This window comes from Streptomyces tauricus (assembly GCF_014650955.1).
Taxonomy (GTDB): Bacteria; Actinomycetota; Actinomycetes; order Streptomycetales; family Streptomycetaceae; genus Streptomyces; species Streptomyces tauricus.
In genome coordinates, this window is record NZ_BMVY01000032.1 from 21382 (window position 1) to 38023 (window position 16642).

The window sequence follows — 16642 nt, forward strand, 5'->3', positions numbered from 1 at the left end:
GCGATGCGCTTCCGCCACCCCGACGGCTCCACCGTCCACCTCGCCTACTGCACCAACGTCCACCCCGCCGAAACCCTCGCCGGGGTCCGCGCCCAGCTCCGCGACCACTGCGAACCCGTGCGCAGGCGGCTCGGCCGCGACCGGCTCGGCATCGGCCTGTGGCTCGCCAAGGACGCCGCCCGCGCCCTCGTCACCGACCCCTCCGCCCTGCGCGGCCTGCGCGCGGAACTCGACAGCCGAGGCCTCGAAGTCGTCACCCTCAACGGCTTCCCCTATGAGGGATTCGGCGCCGAGGAGGTCAAGTACCGCGTCTACAAGCCGGACTGGGCCGACCCCGAACGCCTCGACCACACGACGGCCCTCGCCCGCCTGCTCGCCGGACTCCTCCCCGACGACGTCACCGAGGGCACCATCTCCACGCTGCCGCTCGCCTGGCGCACCGTGTACGACGACGACCGCGCCGCCCTGGCCCACACGGCCCTGCGCACGCTCGCCGAACGCCTCGACGCGCTGGAGGAGCTGACCGGACGCTCCATCCGCATCGGCCTGGAACCGGAACCCGGCTGCACCGTCGAGACCACGGCCGACGCCATCGCCCCGCTCGCCGCCATCGGCCGCGACCGCATCGGCATCTGCGTCGACACCTGCCACCTCGCCACCTCCTTCGAAGATCCGCACACCGCCCTCGACCGGCTGGCCGCCGCCGGCGTCCCGGTCGTCAAGTCCCAGCTGTCGGCCGCCCTGCACGCCGAACACCCCCACCTCCCCGAAGTCCGCGAGGCCCTCGCCGCCTTCGACGAACCCCGCTTCCTGCACCAGACCCGCACCCTCACCGCCGCCGGGCTCCGCGGCACCGACGACCTGGGCGAGGCCATCAAGGAGGACGCACTGCCCGACGCCTCCCCGTGGCGCGCCCACTTCCATGTGCCGCTGCACGCGGCCCCCGCCGCACCCCTCACCTCCACGCTGCCCGTACTCAAGGACACGCTGACCCGGCTGGTCGGCGGCCCACAGCCGCTCACCCACCACCTCGAGGTCGAGACCTACACCTGGCAGGCACTCCCGCCGGAACTGCGCCCGCGTGCCCGGGCCCAGCTCGCCGACGGCATCGCCGCCGAACTCACCCTCGCCCGCGACCTGTTGACGGACCTCGGCCTGAAGGAGCTGCCGTGAGCACCCCCGAAACCCCGGCCGAGCCCCTGGTGGCCGAGCCGGCCACCGCCGCCGGCGCCTCTTCCCCCACTCCTCTCCTCGTCCTGGACGTCGTCGGCCTCACCCCCCGGCTCCTCGATCACATGCCGCACCTCAAGTCCCTGGCCCAGTCCGGCTCGAAGGCCCACCTCGGGACCGTCCTGCCCGCCGTCACCTGCGCCGCCCAGTCCACGTTCCTGACCGGCACCCACCCCTCCGAGCACGGCATCGTCGGCAACGGCTGGTACTTCCGCGACCTCGGCGACGTCCTCCTGTGGCGCCAGCACAACGGCCTGGTGTCCGGGGACAAGATCTGGGACGCCGCCCGGCGCGTCCACCCCGGCTACACCGTCGCCAACATCTGCTGGTGGTACGCCATGGGCGCCGACACCGACATCACCATCACCCCCCGTCCGGTCTACTACGCCGACGGCCGCAAGGAACCCGACTGCTACACCCGGCCCCCGGCTCTGCACGACGAACTCACCGAGAAATTCGGCACGTTCCCGCTCTTCCACTTCTGGGGCCCGGGCGCCGACCTCGTCTCCAGCCAGTGGATCATCGACGCCACCCGTCACGTCATCGCCACCCGCTGGCCGGACCTGACCCTCTGCTACCTCCCCCATCTCGACTACGACCTGCAGCGCTTCGGCCCCGACGACCCGCGCTCCCTGAAAGCGGCCGCGGACCTCGACGCGGCCATGGCCCCCCTGCTCGACGACGCCCGCGCCGAAGGCCGTACCGTCGTCGCCCTGTCCGAGTACGGCATCACCCGCGCGGACCGCCCCGTCGACATCAACCGCGCACTGCGCCGCGCCGGACTCCTGGAGGTGCACACCCAGGACGGCATGGAGTACCTCGACCCGATGACCTCACGGGCCTTCGCCGTCGCCGACCACCAGATCGCCCATGTCTACGTCCGCCGCCCCGAGGACATGGAAGCCACCAGGGCGGCACTCGCCGACCTGCCCGGCATCGAGCAACTCCTCGACGACGAGGGCAAGAAGACCCATCACCTCGACCATCCCCGCTCCGGCGAGCTGGTCGCCGTGGCGGAGCCGGACGCCTGGTTCACGTACTACTACTGGCTCGACGACGCCCGCGCGCCCGACTTCGCGCAGCTCGTCGAGATCCATCGCAAACCCGGCTACGACCCGGTCGAGCTCTTCATGGATCCGCTCGACCCGTACGTCAAGGTCAAGGCCGCGGGCGCGCTGGCCCGCAAGAAGCTCGGCATGCGCTACCGCATGGCGGTCGTGCCCCTCGACCCCTCACCTATTCGAGGCAGCCACGGCCGCCTCCCCCTGAGCGACGACGAAGGTCCGCTCATCATCTGCTCCACCCCCCGCGCTGTCGGGGACCGCGTCGCGGCCACCGATGTGAAATCCCTGCTGCTCGACCTGGCCGGCCTCGGGTGACATCACCCGGGAGCGACCGGACGGGCGAACACGAAAATTGAAACACACGGCACCGACAGTGTGCTCGGCCTGTGGACAACTCACGTACGCCTCTGTATTCACCCTGGTCAGAGGCCTGCGACCGCAGCTGAGCACGACCCCGCACCTGGCTGGACATCCAACCGAAAGAGAGACACCGTGACCGCGTTCAACGACGAATCCGGATCCGGCGACGCCCTGCGTCGCTCGCTCGGCGTCAACCGCCGCCGCTTCCTCAGCACCTGCACCGCCGTCGCCGCCGGGGCGGTCGCCGCCCCGGTGCTGGGAGCCTCACCCGCCCTGGCCCAGGACCGGGGCAGAGGCCACGGCCATGACCACGGTCACGGCCGCGGTCACGTCCTCGTCCCGCCCGGCAGGCGCGGCATCATCCTCTACACCGTCCGCGACGCCACGGCCCGCGACCCGCTCGCCTCGGACCTGCCCTCCGGCTTCCGCGAGGTGTTCAAGCAGCTGGCCCGCCACGGCTACCGCCAGGTGGAGTTCGCGGGTTACAACCAGCACGCGAACGCGCCCGGCGGCGCCAGCCTGGAGTCCGTCGCGGGCGCCAGGCTGCTGCGCTCCTGGCTCGACGACTACGGCCTGCGCGCCCAGGGCAACCACGGCTTCATACCGCCCTCCTGGCCGCTCACCAGCGCAGACGTGGACAGGTTCAAGCAGCACCTGGAGATCGCCAACATCCTGGGCATGGACCACATGGGCACCGGTGGCGACCCCACCGGCAGCTCCTACCGGGCCGACTGGGACGTGGCGGCCGACAAGTGGAACGCGCTGGGCGCCATCGCCCGCCGCGAGGGCATCAAGCTGTACACGCACAACCACGACGCGGCCTACGGCTTCCTGCTCGACGGCGGTCCGCTCGACGACCAGGGGCGGCCCACCCGCAGCTCCGGCATCCGCAAGCTGGAGTACTTCCTGAAGGTCACCGACCCGAAGCTGGTCTGGCTGGAGATGGACATCTTCTGGGCGCACGTGGCCCAGTACAAGTTCCACACCTACACCGCCCACGACGGCTCCACCCGCAAGAAGGTCTTCGACCCGGCGGGGCTCGTCGCCCGCCACAACAAGCGCTACCCGCTGTTCCACGCCAAGGACGGTGTCGTGAGCACCACCAACGGCATGGGCTACGACATGGTGCCCTTCGGAACCGGTGTCATCGACTACACGACGTTCTTCTCGCGGGTCGGGGACCGGAACTACCACAACCCGATGGTCGAGGACGACAACTCGCCCAGCGCCACCGACCCCGCGCAGTCGCTGCGCGAGGCCAAGATCAGTTACGACAACCTCGCGGCCCTGCGCGCCAGGCGCCACTGAGGCGGGACACACCCCGGACGTACAACAGGCGGTCCTTCCCACGCACTGTCGTGGGGAGGACCGCCGTCGTTCTCAAGGACCGAAGCGGATCTTGGGGTTCCAGGAGGTCGGGGACGGATGCGGCGTGGGGAGCACCGGTCAGGCCATCTCCTCACCGATGGGGTGCGGGTTGGGTACGACCCGCTTGGCGTTGGGCCGGCCGGGAGCCCGGAGGAAGAGCGCCAGGACCGCGGACCCGAGACCGATGCTGCCGGCCAGCGCGAAGGCGCCGCCGTAGCCCCAGGCGCTCACGACGATGGCTCCCACGCCGGAGCCGACGAGACCCGAGATGAGCTTGGAGCTGTAGACCATGCCGTAGTTGGAGGCGTTGTTGTTCTCACCGAAGTAGTCGGCCGTCATCGCCGCGAACAGCGGGAAGATCGCGCCGCCGCCGAAGCCGGAGACCATCGAGCAGACCAGGAAGAACGGCATCGAGCCGAGGTTCCCGGAGAAGAACACGCCGAACTGAGAGCAGCCGAGCACGATACAGACGATGACGAGGGTGTTCCGGCGGCCGTAGCGGTCCGAGATCCAGCCGATGACACCTCGTCCGGTGCCGTTCACGATGGCCTTGAGCGACATGGCGGTGGCCACGATGCCGCCCGCGAATCCCATCTCCTTCCCGAAGGGGACCTGCATGGCGATACCGAAGATGTTGATGCCGGCCGTGCACAGCAGGCAGAACCACATCATCCACAGCACGGGCGTCCTGGCCGCCTCGCGCGGGGTGTACTGCTTGACCGCCGGCGGGTTCTTCGCCAGCGCCCGGACGACCCGGGGGTCGGTCGAGGTCTTCAGCGGGTCCACGTGCGCGGGCCACCAGTTCTTCGGCGGGTCCTTGAAGAACCAGCCGGCGAACGCGACGACCGTGCAGCAGATCACGCCTACGAAGACCAGCACCGTCTCGTAGTTGGACAGGTCCATGTACGAGGTGAACAGGAACACGAAGGGCACGGAGCCGTAGGCGAAACCGCCGTTGACCATGCCGGTCTTGCCGCCCTTGCGCTCCGGATACCACTTGCCGACCATGTTCACGCAGGTCGCGTAGACAAGGCCGGCGCCGATGCCGCTGAACATGCCGAAGCCTATGTAGGCGACGATCACATGTGGTGCGTACGCCAGCGAGAGATAGCCCAGCAGCGTGCCGCACGCGCCGAGCATCATGGCGTACCGCGCGGGGAGCCGTCCGCTCTCGCGCAGCTGGCCTGCCGGGAAGGCCACGGCCGCCTGGAAGAACACCCAGACGCCCATCAGCCAGAAGATGTGCCCACTGTTCCAGAGGTGGGCCTCGTGCAGGGTGTCCTCGGCGGAGGTGAACGCGTACTCCGAGGAGCTGATGCCGAGCATGCCCATCCAGGGGAAGAGCACCATGGTCCAGCGGGGTCGCCCCATGATGTCCCGGTCGGTCTCGCCGATCCGGTAGAGGCGACCGTTGCGGTCCGTCACCTCCCTGTAGGGGACGGGTGTCGTGATGTCGGTGGTTGTCATGTCTCGTAGCACCCCTTGCGTCGAAAGATCTGGCCAGCGCCCCCTGTCCAATGCCTTTCGTGTGCGCACGGGTCCCGGGGCGGGCCGACGCGCACCGTCGGCCCGCCCCTTCGCCGGATCAGGTCATGAACCGCCCCCCAACAGCCCCGCGGCCCCGCCGCCGCGTCACAACAGCCCCGCGGCCCGCGCCCAGCGGGCTGCGGCACGCCCGGGGGACAACCCCCGGACCCCCGGCCGGCCGGTTCGCCGCCCGCCGCCGCGTCACAACAGCCCCGCGGCCCGCGCCCAGCGGTACTTCGCGCCGAGCACCGCCACCGGCTTCTCGGTCGTGTACGGGTAGGCCACGACCCCGTGCTCGAAGAGGTACTGGCAGGCCTCCTCGACCTCGACGTCGCCCGCGAGCGACGCCACGACGGGCTTCTCGATCCCGCGCTCCCTGAATTCGGCCACCACGCGCGCGGTGAGCTCGGCGAAGACCATGGGAGGGGTCACGATGGTGTGCCAGTAGCCGAGGACCAGCGAGTGGATCCGCGGGTCCTCCAGACCGAGCCTGATCGTCGCCTCGTACGTCGACGGGGGTTCGCCGCCCGTGATGTCCACCGGGTTGCCGGCGGCCCCGAACGGCGGGATGAACGTCCGGAAGGACGCGTCCAGGTCCGGCGGGATCTCCATCAGGGAGAGGCCGTTGTCGGTCACCGCGTCGGACAGCAGTACGCCGCTGCCGCCGGCGCCCGTGATGATCACGATGTTGTCGCCCTGGGGAGTGGGCAGCACCGGCAACGCGCGCGCGTACTCCAGCATCTCGTTCAGGCCGGGCGCCCGGATGACACCGGCCTGTTTGAGGATGTCCTCGTACACGGCGTCGTCGCCCGCGAGGGCGCCCGTGTGCGAGCCCGCAGCCTTCGCCCCGGCCGCCGTACGGCCCGCCTTGAGGACGACCACCGGCTTCTTGGGGACGGTCGCCCGCGCGGCCTCCACGAAGGCACGCCCATCCTTGAGGTCCTCCAAGTGCATGGCGATGCACTTGGTGTTGGGGTCCTCGCCGAACCAGGTCAGCAGGTCGTCCTCGTCCAGGTCCGACTTGTTGCCGAGCCCCACGATCGCGGAAACACCCGTCTTCGTAGTGCGCGCGAAGCCCAGGATGGCCATCCCTATGCCACCGGACTGCGAGGTGAGCGCGACCCCGCCCTTCACGTCGTACGGCGTGCAGAACGTGGCGCACAGGTCCTGCCACGTCGAGTAGTAGCCGTAGATGTTCGGTCCGAGCAGCCGGACGCCGTACCGCTCGCCGATGGCCACGATCTCGTCCTGGAGCTCGTGCTCGCCCGTCTCCGCGAACCCGGAGGGGATCAGCACGGCGTTGGCGATCCCCTTGCGCCCCACCTCCTCCAGGGCCGAGGCCACGAACTTGGCCGGGATGGCGAAGACCGCCACATCCACCTCACCGGGAACGTCGGTGACACTCTTGTACGCCTTGCGGCCGAGAATGTCATCGGCCTTGGGGTTCACCGGATGGATCTCTCCGGAGAAACCGCCGTCGATGAGGTTGCGCATGACCGAATTGCCGATCTTGCCCTGTTCGTTGGAGGCGCCGATCACGGCCACCGACGACGGCTGCATCAGCCGGCGCATCGAGGTGAGGATCTCGTCGCGGCCGTACGTGCGGCGGGGCTTCGGCACCGACTCGGCGAGGATGACGCGGATGTCCGCCGCCACCGCGCCCTCCGGGGTGGCGATCACCGGGTTCAGGTCCACCTCGGCGATCTCGGGGAAGTCCGAGACCAGTTCGGAGACCCGGCGGATCTGCTCGGCGATAGCCCACCGGTCCACCGCCGGAGCGCCCCGCACCCCGCGCAGGATCTCCGCGGCCCGGATCGAGTCCAGCATCGACAGCGCCTCGTCCGGATCGACGGGCGCCAGCCGGAACGTGACGTCCTTCAGGACCTCGACGAGTACACCGCCGAGCCCGAACGCCACGACCTTCCCGAACGTCGGATCGGTCACCGCGCCGACGATCACCTCCTGCCCCTGGGGCAGCAGTTCCTGCACCTGCACGCCCTCGATACGAGCCGTGGCGTCGTACGCCCGGGCGTTCTCGATGATCTTGTGGAAGGCGGTGCGTACGTCCGCCGCGCCCTCCACGCCCACGATCACGCCGCCCGCGTCGGTCTTGTGCAGGATGTCCGGAGAGACGATCTTCATCACGACGGGACCACCGAACCGCGCCGCGTACGCGACCGCCTCGTCGACGTCGGTCGCCAGTTCCTCACCCGGGACGGCGATCGCGTACGCGTCGGCGACCACCTTGCCCTCCGGGGCGGTCAGCGCCGTCCGTCCTGAAGCCCGCACGGCGTCGAGGAGCTTGCGTACCCTCAGCACCCGGTCCTCGGCCATCAATCAGATCACTCCGTTCGACTTGAGCAGGCGCAGCTCCTCGTCGCCGAGCCCCAGCTCGCCGACGTACACCTCTTCGTTGTGCTCGCCGAGCAGCGGCGAACTGGTCACGTCCACGGGGGAGTCGGAGAGCTTCAGGGGGCTGCCCACGGTCACGAAGTCGCCCCGCTCGGGGTGCGGCACCGTCACGACCATCTCGTTGGCGACCAGCGACTCGTCCTCGATGATCTCCTTGGTGGAGAGGATCGGGCCGCACGGGATGTTGTGGGCGTTGAGCTGCTCCAGCACCTGCCACTTGGGGAGCGTGGCCGACCACTCCTCGATCAGCTGGAACATCTTGGTGAGCTGGGGCAGGCGTGCCTCCGGGGTCGCCCACTCGGGGTCGTCCGCCAGCTCGGGCCGGCCGATCAGCTCGGAGAGCGGCTTCCAGCCGACGGGCTGCACGATGACGTACACGTAGTCGTTGGGGCCGCCCGGCGCGCACTTGACGGCCCAGCCGGGCTGGCCGCCGCCGGACGCGTTTCCGGACCTGGGAACTTCGTCGCCGAAGTCGTCGTTGGGATATTCAGCCAGCGGCCCATGCCCGAGGCGCTGCTGGTCCCGCAGTTTCACCCGGCACAGATTCAGTACCGCGTGCTGCATCGCCACGTTCACGCGCTGCCCGCGCCCCGTGTTCTCCCGCTGGAACAGGGCGGCGAGGATCGCGGCCACCGCGTGGACGCCCGTGCCCGAGTCACCGATCTGGGCTCCCGTCGCCAGCGGCGGCCCGTCCTCGAAGCCGGTGGTCGACATCGACCCGCCCATGGCCTGAGCGACGACCTCGTACGCCTTGAACTTGGTGTACGGGCCGTCCCCGAACCCCTTGATGGAGGCATAGACGATCCGCGGATTGATCTCCTGGATGCGGTCCCAGGTGAAGCCCATGCGGTCGACCGCGCCCGGCCCGAAGTTCTCGACCATGACGTCGGAGCGCCGGATCAGCTCGGTGAGGATCTCCTTGCCGCGTTCGGTCTTGGTGTTCAGGGTGATGCTCCGCTTGTTGCAGTTGAGCATCGTGAAGTAGAGGGAGTCGACGTCCGGGAGGTCGCGCAGCTGCTTGCGCGTGATGTCCCCGGTCGGCGCCTCCAGTTTGACGACGTCCGCGCCGAGCCAGGCGAGCAGCTGGGTGGCGGAGGGACCGGACTGGACGTGTGTCATGTCGAGGACGCGGACGCCTTCGAGCGCCTTGGCCGAGGCCGCCGAGGTCACCGGCGGGGTTGCCGTTTCCGGCGTGGCAGTCGTTGCTGTCGCTTTCGTCAACGGTTCCACCTCACTTGTACATCGTCTGGTTCATGGTTCCGGGGGCGAACGCGTCCGGGTCGACCCAGACGTTGATGAGCGACGGCTTGCCCGACTCGCGGGCGCGCTGGAGGGCCGGGCCGATGTCGGCGGGGTCGCGGACCTCCTCGCCGTAACCGCCCAGCATCTGCGCGAACTTGTCGTAGTGGACGTCGCCGAGGGTGTTGCCGACGCGCTCGCGTTCCAGGCCGTACTTGGCGGCCTGGCCGTAGCGGATCTGGTTCATGGAGGAGTTGTTGCCGACGATGCCGACGAAGGGGAGGTCGTAGCGGACGAGGGTCTCGAAGTCCCAGCCGGTGAGGGAGAAGGCGCCGTCCCCGAAGAGGGCGACGACCTCCTTGTCGGGCCGTGCCTTCTTGGCGGCCAGCACGAAGGGGACGCCGACGCCGAGCGTGCCGAGCGGGCCCGGGTCCATCCAGTGCCCGGGTGACTTGGGCTGCACGACCTGCCCGGAGAAGGTGACGATGTCGCCGCCGTCGCCGATGTAGATGGAGTCCTCGGTCAGGAAGTCGTTGATCTCGCTGACCAGCCGGTACGGGTGGATCGGCGAGGCGTCGGACTTCAGGCTCGGCAGCCGCTTCTCGATGGCGGTCTGCTCGGCGGCGCGCAGCTCGTCGAGCCACTCCTTGCGCTTGGACGCGCCCCCGTTGAGGCGCCCGGAGGCGGCCTCCGCGACCGACTTGAGGACGAGCCCCGGGTCCCCGACGATGCCGAGGTCGATGTCCCGGTTCTTGCCGACGGTCCGGTAGTCGAGGTCGATCTGCACGACGGTCGCGCTCTGCGACAGCCGCTTGCCGTAGCCCATGCGGAAGTCGAAGGGCGTACCGACGATGACGATGACGTCGGCGTTGGAGAAGGCGTACCGGCGCGAGAGCTGGAAGTGGTGCGGGTCGCCGGGCGGCAGCGTGCCGCGTCCGGCGCCGTTCATGTAGGCGGGGATGTTGAGGGTGCGGACGAGGTCGATGGCGGACTCGGTGCCCCGGGTCGTCCACACCTGGCTGCCCAGCAGGATCGCCGGCTTCTCGGCGTGCACGAGGAGGTCGGCGAGCTTCTCGACGGCCTCGGGGTCACCGGCCGAGCGGGTCGAAGCCCGGTACTGGCCGGCGGCGGGCACCCGCGCCTTCTCCACCGGCACCTTGGCGTCCAGGACATCGCGTGGGATCTCCAGGAAGGACGGTCCGGGCGCCCCGTGGTAGCACTCGCGGAACGCCATGGACACCATGTCGGCGGCCCGCGCGGTGTCCGGCACGGTCGCCGCGAACTTGGTGATCGGCGTCATCATGTCGACGTGCGGCAGGTCCTGAAGGGATCCCATCTTGTGCTGCGTATGGGCGCCCTGGCCGCCGATCAGCAGCATCGGGGACTCCGCGCGGAAGGCGTTGGCGACCCCCGTCACGGCGTCGGTCGTGCCGGGGCCGGCGGTGACGACGGCGCAGCCGGGCTTGCCGGTGATGCGTGCGTAACCGTCGGCGGCGTGGGCGGCGACCTGCTCGTGGCGTACGTCGACGACCTCGATGCCCTCGTCGACGCAGCCGTCGTAGATGTCGATGATGTGGCCGCCGCAGAGCGTGTAGATGACCTCCACACCCTCCGCTTTGAGTGCCTTGGCGACCAGGTGCCCACCGGAGATGAGGTTCTGGCTGTTGTCGTCGGGCATGGCGAAGTCCTGTCCCTTCGTAGGGGATTGGGCGCGCGGAAGCGCAGCTCATACGTGCAGCTCATACGGGGTGCGCGCACTGTTCGTGGATGCCGTCGCGGTACATTGCATACAGTCGACGAATACTGTATGAAGCTTGTTATCCCGCATCCGGTGGGTGGTGTCCAGGGGGCGTGCGGCACTTTTAAGAGGGAGCCGAGATGGACCTGTTCGAGCACCAGGCAAGGGAACTCTTCGAGGAACACGGCATCTTGGTGCCGAGGGCGGAGGTCACCGACTCGCCCAAGCAAGCCCGCGAGATCGCCCGCGGGCTGGGCGGCCGCGTCGTCGTCAAGGCGCAGGTGAAGACCGGCGGACGGGGCAAGGCGGGCGGCGTGAAACTCGCCGCCGACCCGGCCGCCGCCGAACTGACGGCGCGCCAGATCCTCGGCATGGACATCAAGGGCCACACGGTCGGCAAGGTGATGCTGGCCCAACCGGTCGACATCGACAGCGAGTTCTACGTCAGTTACGTACTCGACCGCGCCGTCGGCCGGTTCCTCGCCATCGCCTCCGCCGAGGGTGGCATGGACATCGAGGAGGTCGCCGCCACCCGTCCGGACGCGGTGGCGCGGATCCACATCGACCCGGCCGAGGGTGTCACCTCGGCGAAGGCCGCCGAGATCGCCGGGGCCGCGGGCCTGCCCCCGCAGACCGTCGACGTCCTGGTCAGGCTCTGGGACGTACTCATCCGCGAGGACGCCGTCCTCGTCGAGGTCAACCCCCTCGTCCGTACCGCGCAGGGGCAGATCCTCGCCCTCGACGGCAAGGTCACCCTCGACGACAACGCCCGCTTCCGGCAAGCACGTTGGGGCGGTCAGGAAGCGGCACACGACGACCCGCTGGAGGCTGCCGCCGCGGCCAAGGGCCTCAACTACGTGAAGCTGGACGGCGAGGTCGGCATCATCGGCAACGGCGCCGGCCTCGTCATGTCGACCCTCGACGTGGTCGCCGGCTGCGGCGCGCGCCCCGCCAACTTCCTCGACATCGGCGGCGGCGCCTCCGCCCAGATCATGGCCGACGGCCTCTCCGTCATCCTCTCCGACCCGGCCGTCAAGTCGGTCTTCGTCAACGTCTTCGGCGGCATCACCGCCTGCGACGCGGTCGCCGACGGCATCGTGCAGGCCCTGGACGCCGTCCAGTTGAGCAAACCGCTGGTCGTCCGCCTCGACGGCAACAACGCCGTACGGGGCCGCGCGATTCTCGACGACCGGGCGCACCCGCTGGTCCAGCAGTCCACCACCATGGACGGTGCGGCGCGCCGCGCCGCCCAACTCGCCCACGCCGGCTGAAGGAGTAGGACATGGCCATCTACCTCACCAAGGAGAGCAAGGTCCTCGTCCAGGGCATGACCGGCGGCGAAGGCATGAAGCACACCCGGCGCATGCTCGCCGCGGGCACCGACGTCGTCGGCGGCGTCAACCCGCGCAAGGCGGGCCACAGCGTCGACTTCGACGACCGCGCCGTCCCCGTCTTCGGCTCCGTACGCGAAGGCATCGAGGCGACCGGCGCCGACGTCAGCGTCGTCTTCGTGCCACCGGCCTTCGCCAAGGCGGCGGTCGTCGAAGCCGCCGACGCCGGTATCGGCCTCGCCGTCGTCATCACCGAGGGCATCCCGGTGCACGACTCGGTCGCCTTCACGACGTACGCGCGGGCCAAGGGCACCCGGATCGTCGGCCCCAACTGCCCCGGTCTGATCACCCCCGGGCAGTCCAACGCGGGCATCATCCCCGCCGACATCACCAAGCCCGGCCGTATCGGCCTGGTCTCCAAGTCCGGCACGCTCACCTACCAACTCATGTACGAGCTGCGGGACATCGGCTTCTCCACCTGTGTCGGCATCGGCGGCGACCCCGTCGTGGGCACCACCCACATCGACTGCCTGGCCGCCTTCCAGGACGACCCCGACACCGAACTCATCGTCCTCATCGGGGAGATCGGCGGCGACGCCGAGGAACGCGCGGCCGCGTACGTCCGCGACCACGTCACCAAACCCGTGATCGGCTACATCGCGGGATTCACCGCTCCCGAGGGCAAGACCATGGGCCACGCGGGTGCCATCGTCTCCGGCTCGTCCGGCACCGCCCAGGCCAAGAAGGAGGCCCTGGAGGCGGCCGGCGTTCAGGTGGGCGGCACCCCGACCGAGACGGCCCGGCTGGTACTGGCCCGCCTCGAAGCGGAACGTGATGTCACTCATAGTTGACCTGACGTCACTTACGGACGCCGCGGCGCGTCGCTAGCGTCGCCGGTACGACGTCCCGTTGCCGGGCGCGCACCCTCAGCGCCCGCGTACGCGGGACCAGCCATGAACGACCGCCCCCGACTGTGCACCGAGAGCGGAGCAACCGAATGGCACCCACCCTCACACCCATCCACACGCCACCCCTCACCCTCAAGGCCCACACCTCGTGGGCCGACGCCTGGCAGCGGTGTCTCGCCGTGGCGCCCGAGGCCTTCCAGGACGACCGCGTCCGCAACCTCTGGGGCGCCGCCTGGCAGGCGGACGGCCGGGCACTGCCCGCCACCAGCCCCGTCGACGGCAGCCCCATCGCCGGACCCCCGCGACTGGACGGCGCCACGGCCCACCAGGCCGTCCGCGCCGCCCTCGACCACCACCGCGCCTGGCGCCACGTACCCCTCGAAGAACGCCGGGCCCGCGTCGCGGCCACCCTCGACGCGCTCACCCAGCACCGGGAACTGCTCGCCCTCCTCCTCGTCTGGGAGATCGGCAAACCCTGGCGGCTCGCGCAGGCCGACGTCGACCGCGCCATCGACGGCGTGCGCTGGTACGTCGACGGCATCGAACCGATGCTCGCGGACCGGACCCCGCTGGACGGACCCGTGTCCAACATCGCGAGCTGGAACTACCCGATGAGCGTGCTCGTTCACGCGATGCTGGTACAGGCACTGGCAGGCAACGCGGTCATCGCCAAGACCCCGACCGACGGCGGCGTCGCATGCCTCACCCTGGCCAGCGCGCTCGCCGCCCGTGAGGGGATACCCGTCACCCTCGTCAGCGGCAGCGGAGGCGAACTGTCCCAGGCGCTCGTGCGCGCGCCCGAGATCGGCTGCGTCTCCTTCGTCGGCGGCCGGGACACGGGCGCCGCGGTGGCCACGGCAGTCGCCGACCTGGGCAAACGACACGTACTCGAACAGGAGGGGCTGAACACCTGGGGCATCTGGAACCACACCGACTGGGACGCGCTGACGGCCGTCATCCCGAAGCTCTTCGACTACGGCAAACAGCGCTGCACGGCCTACCCGCGCTTCGTCGTCCAGCGTGAGCTGTTCGACGAGTTCCTCGCGGCGTACCTCCCGGCGGTCGGCACCCTCCGCGTCGGCCACCCCCTGGCCGTCGAGCACCCCCACGACCCGTACCCGCAGTTGGACTTCGGGCCGGTGATCAACGCGGCCAAGGCGAAGGAGCTGCACGACCAGGTCGCCGAGGCCATCGACCGCGGCGCCGTACCCCTGCACCGCGGCAAGCTCACCGACGCCCGCTTCCTTCCCGGCCAGGACACCTCCGCGTACGTCCAGCCGGTCACGATCCTGAACCCGCCCCCCTCCTCCCCGCTCCACCACGCGGAACCCTTCGGCCCGGTCGACACGATCGTCCTGGTCGACACGGAGGCGGAACTGCTGGCCGCGATGAACGCGTCGAACGGCGCACTGGTCGCGACCCTGTCCACCGACGACGAGGCCACGTACAAGCGGCTGGCCCCGCAGATCCGCGCCTTCAAGGTCGGCCACGGGAAGCCCCGCTCGCGGGGCGACCGCGACGAACTGTTCGGCGGCTTCGGCGCGTCCTGGCGCGGCGCGTTCGTGGGCGGCGAACTGCTGGTGCGCGCGGTCACGCACGGGCCGGCGGGGGAGCGGCTGCCGGGGAACTTCCCGGAGTACCACCTGATGCCGTGACCGGCTCCACCGCCGCGTAGTTCTCCGGTCACCTCGCGTGACGCCGCAGAGCGTCGTCCGCGCCCCGTGCGGTACCCCGCCGGGGCGCGGAAACGCAGGTGAAAGCCACTCCGAAAGCTTGGTATTGTTGTCCATGTCGCCGCGGGGAACACCCCCGTCCAGGCGGCAGACACCTAGTCCGGGTGGCGGAATGGCAGACGCGCTAGCTTGAGGTGCTAGTGCCCTTTATCGGGCGTGGGGGTTCAAGTCCCCCCTCGGACACAGAACAGAACAGAAGACAGAAGCTGAGCAAGACGAAGTACCTCACACCTGTGCGGGTCGGGCGTAGCCCCGGCCCGCACAAGCTGTTTTTCAGGGCGGCGGCGAACCCCGCCGTCCTGTTTGCGAGGCGGCTCGAACACCGTCGTCGGCTCGGTGGCCCGGGCCCTCCGTCAGCGGAGGCCGCGTGCCGCCAGCAGACCGCACGCGCCCGTCGGGCTCTCGCAGGCGGCGTTGCCCGCGGCCAGTACGGCTCGGGTGCCGGGAACGCCCTCGATGTCGAAGACCGTGCTGCCCTCACTGGTCGAGGTGAGTTCCCCGGGCAGCTCCTCCTCGGTCCAGGTGGCGCCGTCCCAGCGGGAGAACACCGTGTGGGCGCTGCCCCGCGGGCGCCAGCCCGCGACCCATACACCGCCCGAACCGTCCGAGCCGGACGCGTTGACCTCGTCGACCCCGGGCACCGGCAGCTCCTTCCAGGTACGCCCGTCCCAGCGCATGGCGAGCAGCCCGCTCGGCACCTGCGGATCGTTGGTCTTGCCGAACACGTGGACCGTTCCGCGCCTGGCCGACACGGCGTGGTTGGCCACCCAGCCGGGGTCGTACGCGAAGGGGACGGGGACGGTGCGCACCGTCCAGCGCCGGCCGTCGAAGTGGTAGAGCAGAGGTGTGGCGACGGCGCCCGTCTCGGTCAGGGCGCTGACCCAGACGCCGTCGGGGCCGGTGCCGGTGATGCTGAAGGGCTGGACCGGCCTGCCGTCCGGCGCCTCGGGGAGTGCCGTACGGCTCCACTTACGGCCGTCCCAGTGCTCCAGCTGCCCGGAGTACGCCTTGTCCGGGTCGGCGGGGTCCGCCGTCGGGTTCCAGTCCATGGTGGTCAGCCATACGGAGTCGGCGCTCACCGACTCCAGTTCCAGGACGAAGCGGAGCGAACCCTCGACGGGCGCCGGACGTGCGACCGACGTCCAGCGGGTGCCGTCCCAGTGCTGGAGCACGATCGGGTCGGCGGCCTCGGGGAGCGCGGTGCCCGCGCGGAGCCGGTCCGCCTGGGCGGCCGGCAGACGCTTCAGAAGCGCGTCCGGCAGTCGGTCCGCCGTGCGGCCCTCCGGCAGCGGGCCGGGGGTGGAGGAGGCGGCGCCGATCTCGATGTCGGTGTACGTTCCCGCCGCCCAGACGTCGTCCGGACCCGAGGCGGCCACCGCCTCCCATCGCGCGGCTCGGCCGCCGATACCCGCGGTCGGGACATCGGTCCAACGGGTGCCGTCCCAGTGCTTGGCCACCGGAGTCATGGCCCAGGACTCGTCCGACTTTCCGCCGACCGCCCACGCGTCGCTCCGGCCCGTCGCGGTGACGTCGTAGAAGTCGGTCGACTCCGCCCCGGACAGCGGCAACGCCAGCTTCCAGGGCGTTCTCGCGGCGAGAGAGGCCTGCTGGACGGCCCGTACGCCCGCTGGCGGCTGCGCCTGTGCCTGCGGCTGTGGTTGTGCCTGTGCCTGCGCGGCGTACGGCGTGAGCACTATCGCGCAGGCCACGAGTGCGGTGGCCACGCGGGCGG

The 16642-nt window shown here is 70.1% G+C and carries 11 protein-coding genes and 1 tRNA gene; 7 read left to right on the forward strand and 5 right to left on the reverse strand.

Annotated elements, in window-relative coordinates; translation table 11 throughout:
* Window positions 1–3 precede the first annotated feature (3 nt).
* From eboE to IE278_RS33185, 3 genes are all read left to right on the forward strand, one after another.
* Complete coding sequence (eboE, locus tag IE278_RS33175; RefSeq protein ID WP_189777698.1) at window positions 4–1173, forward strand: metabolite traffic protein EboE; 1170 nt, start codon at window positions 4–6, stop codon at window positions 1171–1173.
* Complete coding sequence (locus IE278_RS33180) at window positions 1170–2609, forward strand: alkaline phosphatase family protein (protein WP_373312153.1); 1440 nt, start codon at window positions 1170–1172, stop codon at window positions 2607–2609. The genes eboE and IE278_RS33180 overlap by 4 nt, the downstream gene beginning before the upstream one ends.
* 177 nt (window positions 2610–2786) lie before the next feature.
* Window positions 2787–3962, forward strand: a complete 1176-nt coding sequence (locus IE278_RS33185) for a sugar phosphate isomerase/epimerase family protein (RefSeq protein WP_189777700.1) — start codon at window positions 2787–2789, stop codon at window positions 3960–3962.
* A 138-nt stretch (window positions 3963–4100) separates the two neighbouring features.
* Here IE278_RS33185 and IE278_RS33190 read toward each other — a convergent pair whose 3' ends face one another.
* From IE278_RS33190 to IE278_RS33205, 4 genes are all read right to left on the reverse strand, one after another.
* Window positions 4101–5489, reverse strand: a complete 1389-nt coding sequence (locus tag IE278_RS33190; RefSeq protein WP_189777702.1) for an OFA family MFS transporter — start codon at window positions 5487–5489, stop codon at window positions 4101–4103.
* Window positions 5490–5750: 261 nt separating this feature from the next.
* A complete protein-coding gene (locus tag IE278_RS33195) occupies window positions 5751–7883 on the reverse strand; it encodes an acetate--CoA ligase family protein (RefSeq protein ID WP_189777704.1) in 2133 nt (710 codons plus the stop codon).
* Window positions 7884–7886: 3 nt separating this feature from the next.
* Window positions 7887–9131, reverse strand: coding sequence for a formyl-CoA transferase (gene frc, locus IE278_RS33200; RefSeq protein WP_189777823.1), 1245 nt, complete (start codon window positions 9129–9131; stop codon window positions 7887–7889).
* A gap of 61 nt (window positions 9132–9192) precedes the next feature.
* Window positions 9193–10878 (reverse strand): thiamine pyrophosphate-binding protein, encoded by a 1686-nt coding sequence (locus tag IE278_RS33205; protein ID WP_189777706.1) that lies wholly within the window; start codon window positions 10876–10878, stop codon window positions 9193–9195.
* A gap of 200 nt (window positions 10879–11078) precedes the next feature.
* Between IE278_RS33205 and sucC the strand changes: the two genes are divergently transcribed.
* The 4 genes from sucC (at window position 11079) to IE278_RS33225 (ending at window position 15093) form a co-directional block, all read left to right on the forward strand.
* The gene (gene sucC, locus IE278_RS33210; RefSeq protein WP_189777708.1) at window positions 11079–12209 is read left to right on the forward strand and encodes an ADP-forming succinate--CoA ligase subunit beta; all 1131 of its coding nucleotides are present in this window, start codon (window positions 11079–11081) and stop codon (window positions 12207–12209) included.
* Window positions 12210–12220: 11 nt separating this feature from the next.
* A complete protein-coding gene (sucD, locus tag IE278_RS33215) occupies window positions 12221–13120 on the forward strand; it encodes a succinate--CoA ligase subunit alpha (RefSeq protein ID WP_189777710.1) in 900 nt (299 codons plus the stop codon).
* A gap of 146 nt (window positions 13121–13266) precedes the next feature.
* The gene (locus IE278_RS33220; protein ID WP_189777712.1) at window positions 13267–14832 is read left to right on the forward strand and encodes an aldehyde dehydrogenase family protein; all 1566 of its coding nucleotides are present in this window, start codon (window positions 13267–13269) and stop codon (window positions 14830–14832) included.
* A 176-nt stretch (window positions 14833–15008) separates the two neighbouring features.
* Window positions 15009–15093 (forward strand) — tRNA-Leu (locus tag IE278_RS33225).
* 170 nt (window positions 15094–15263) lie between these two features.
* On the opposite strand, the gene IE278_RS33230 is transcribed toward IE278_RS33225, so the two are convergent.
* On the reverse strand, window positions 15264–16634 hold the full coding sequence (locus IE278_RS33230) for a hypothetical protein (RefSeq protein ID WP_189777825.1): 1371 nt from the start codon (window positions 16632–16634) through the stop codon (window positions 15264–15266).
* Between the last annotated feature and the right edge of the window lie 8 nt (window positions 16635–16642).

What these genes read in the sequence shown, in the direction of transcription:
- eboE (WP_189777698.1), top strand. Translation starts at nt 4, where the DNA reads ATGCGCTTCCGCCACCCCGACGGCTCCACCGTCCACCTCGCCTACTGC.
- IE278_RS33190 (WP_189777702.1), bottom strand. Translation starts at nt 5,489, where the DNA reads ATGACAACCACCGACATCACGACACCCGTCCCCTACAGGGAGGTGACG.
- IE278_RS33195 (WP_189777704.1), bottom strand. Translation starts at nt 7,883, where the DNA reads ATGGCCGAGGACCGGGTGCTGAGGGTACGCAAGCTCCTCGACGCCGTG.
- IE278_RS33205 (WP_189777706.1), bottom strand. Translation starts at nt 10,878, where the DNA reads ATGCCCGACGACAACAGCCAGAACCTCATCTCCGGTGGGCACCTGGTC.
- sucC (WP_189777708.1), top strand. Translation starts at nt 11,079, where the DNA reads ATGGACCTGTTCGAGCACCAGGCAAGGGAACTCTTCGAGGAACACGGC.
- sucD (WP_189777710.1), top strand. Translation starts at nt 12,221, where the DNA reads ATGGCCATCTACCTCACCAAGGAGAGCAAGGTCCTCGTCCAGGGCATG.
- IE278_RS33220 (WP_189777712.1), top strand. Translation starts at nt 13,267, where the DNA reads ATGGCACCCACCCTCACACCCATCCACACGCCACCCCTCACCCTCAAG.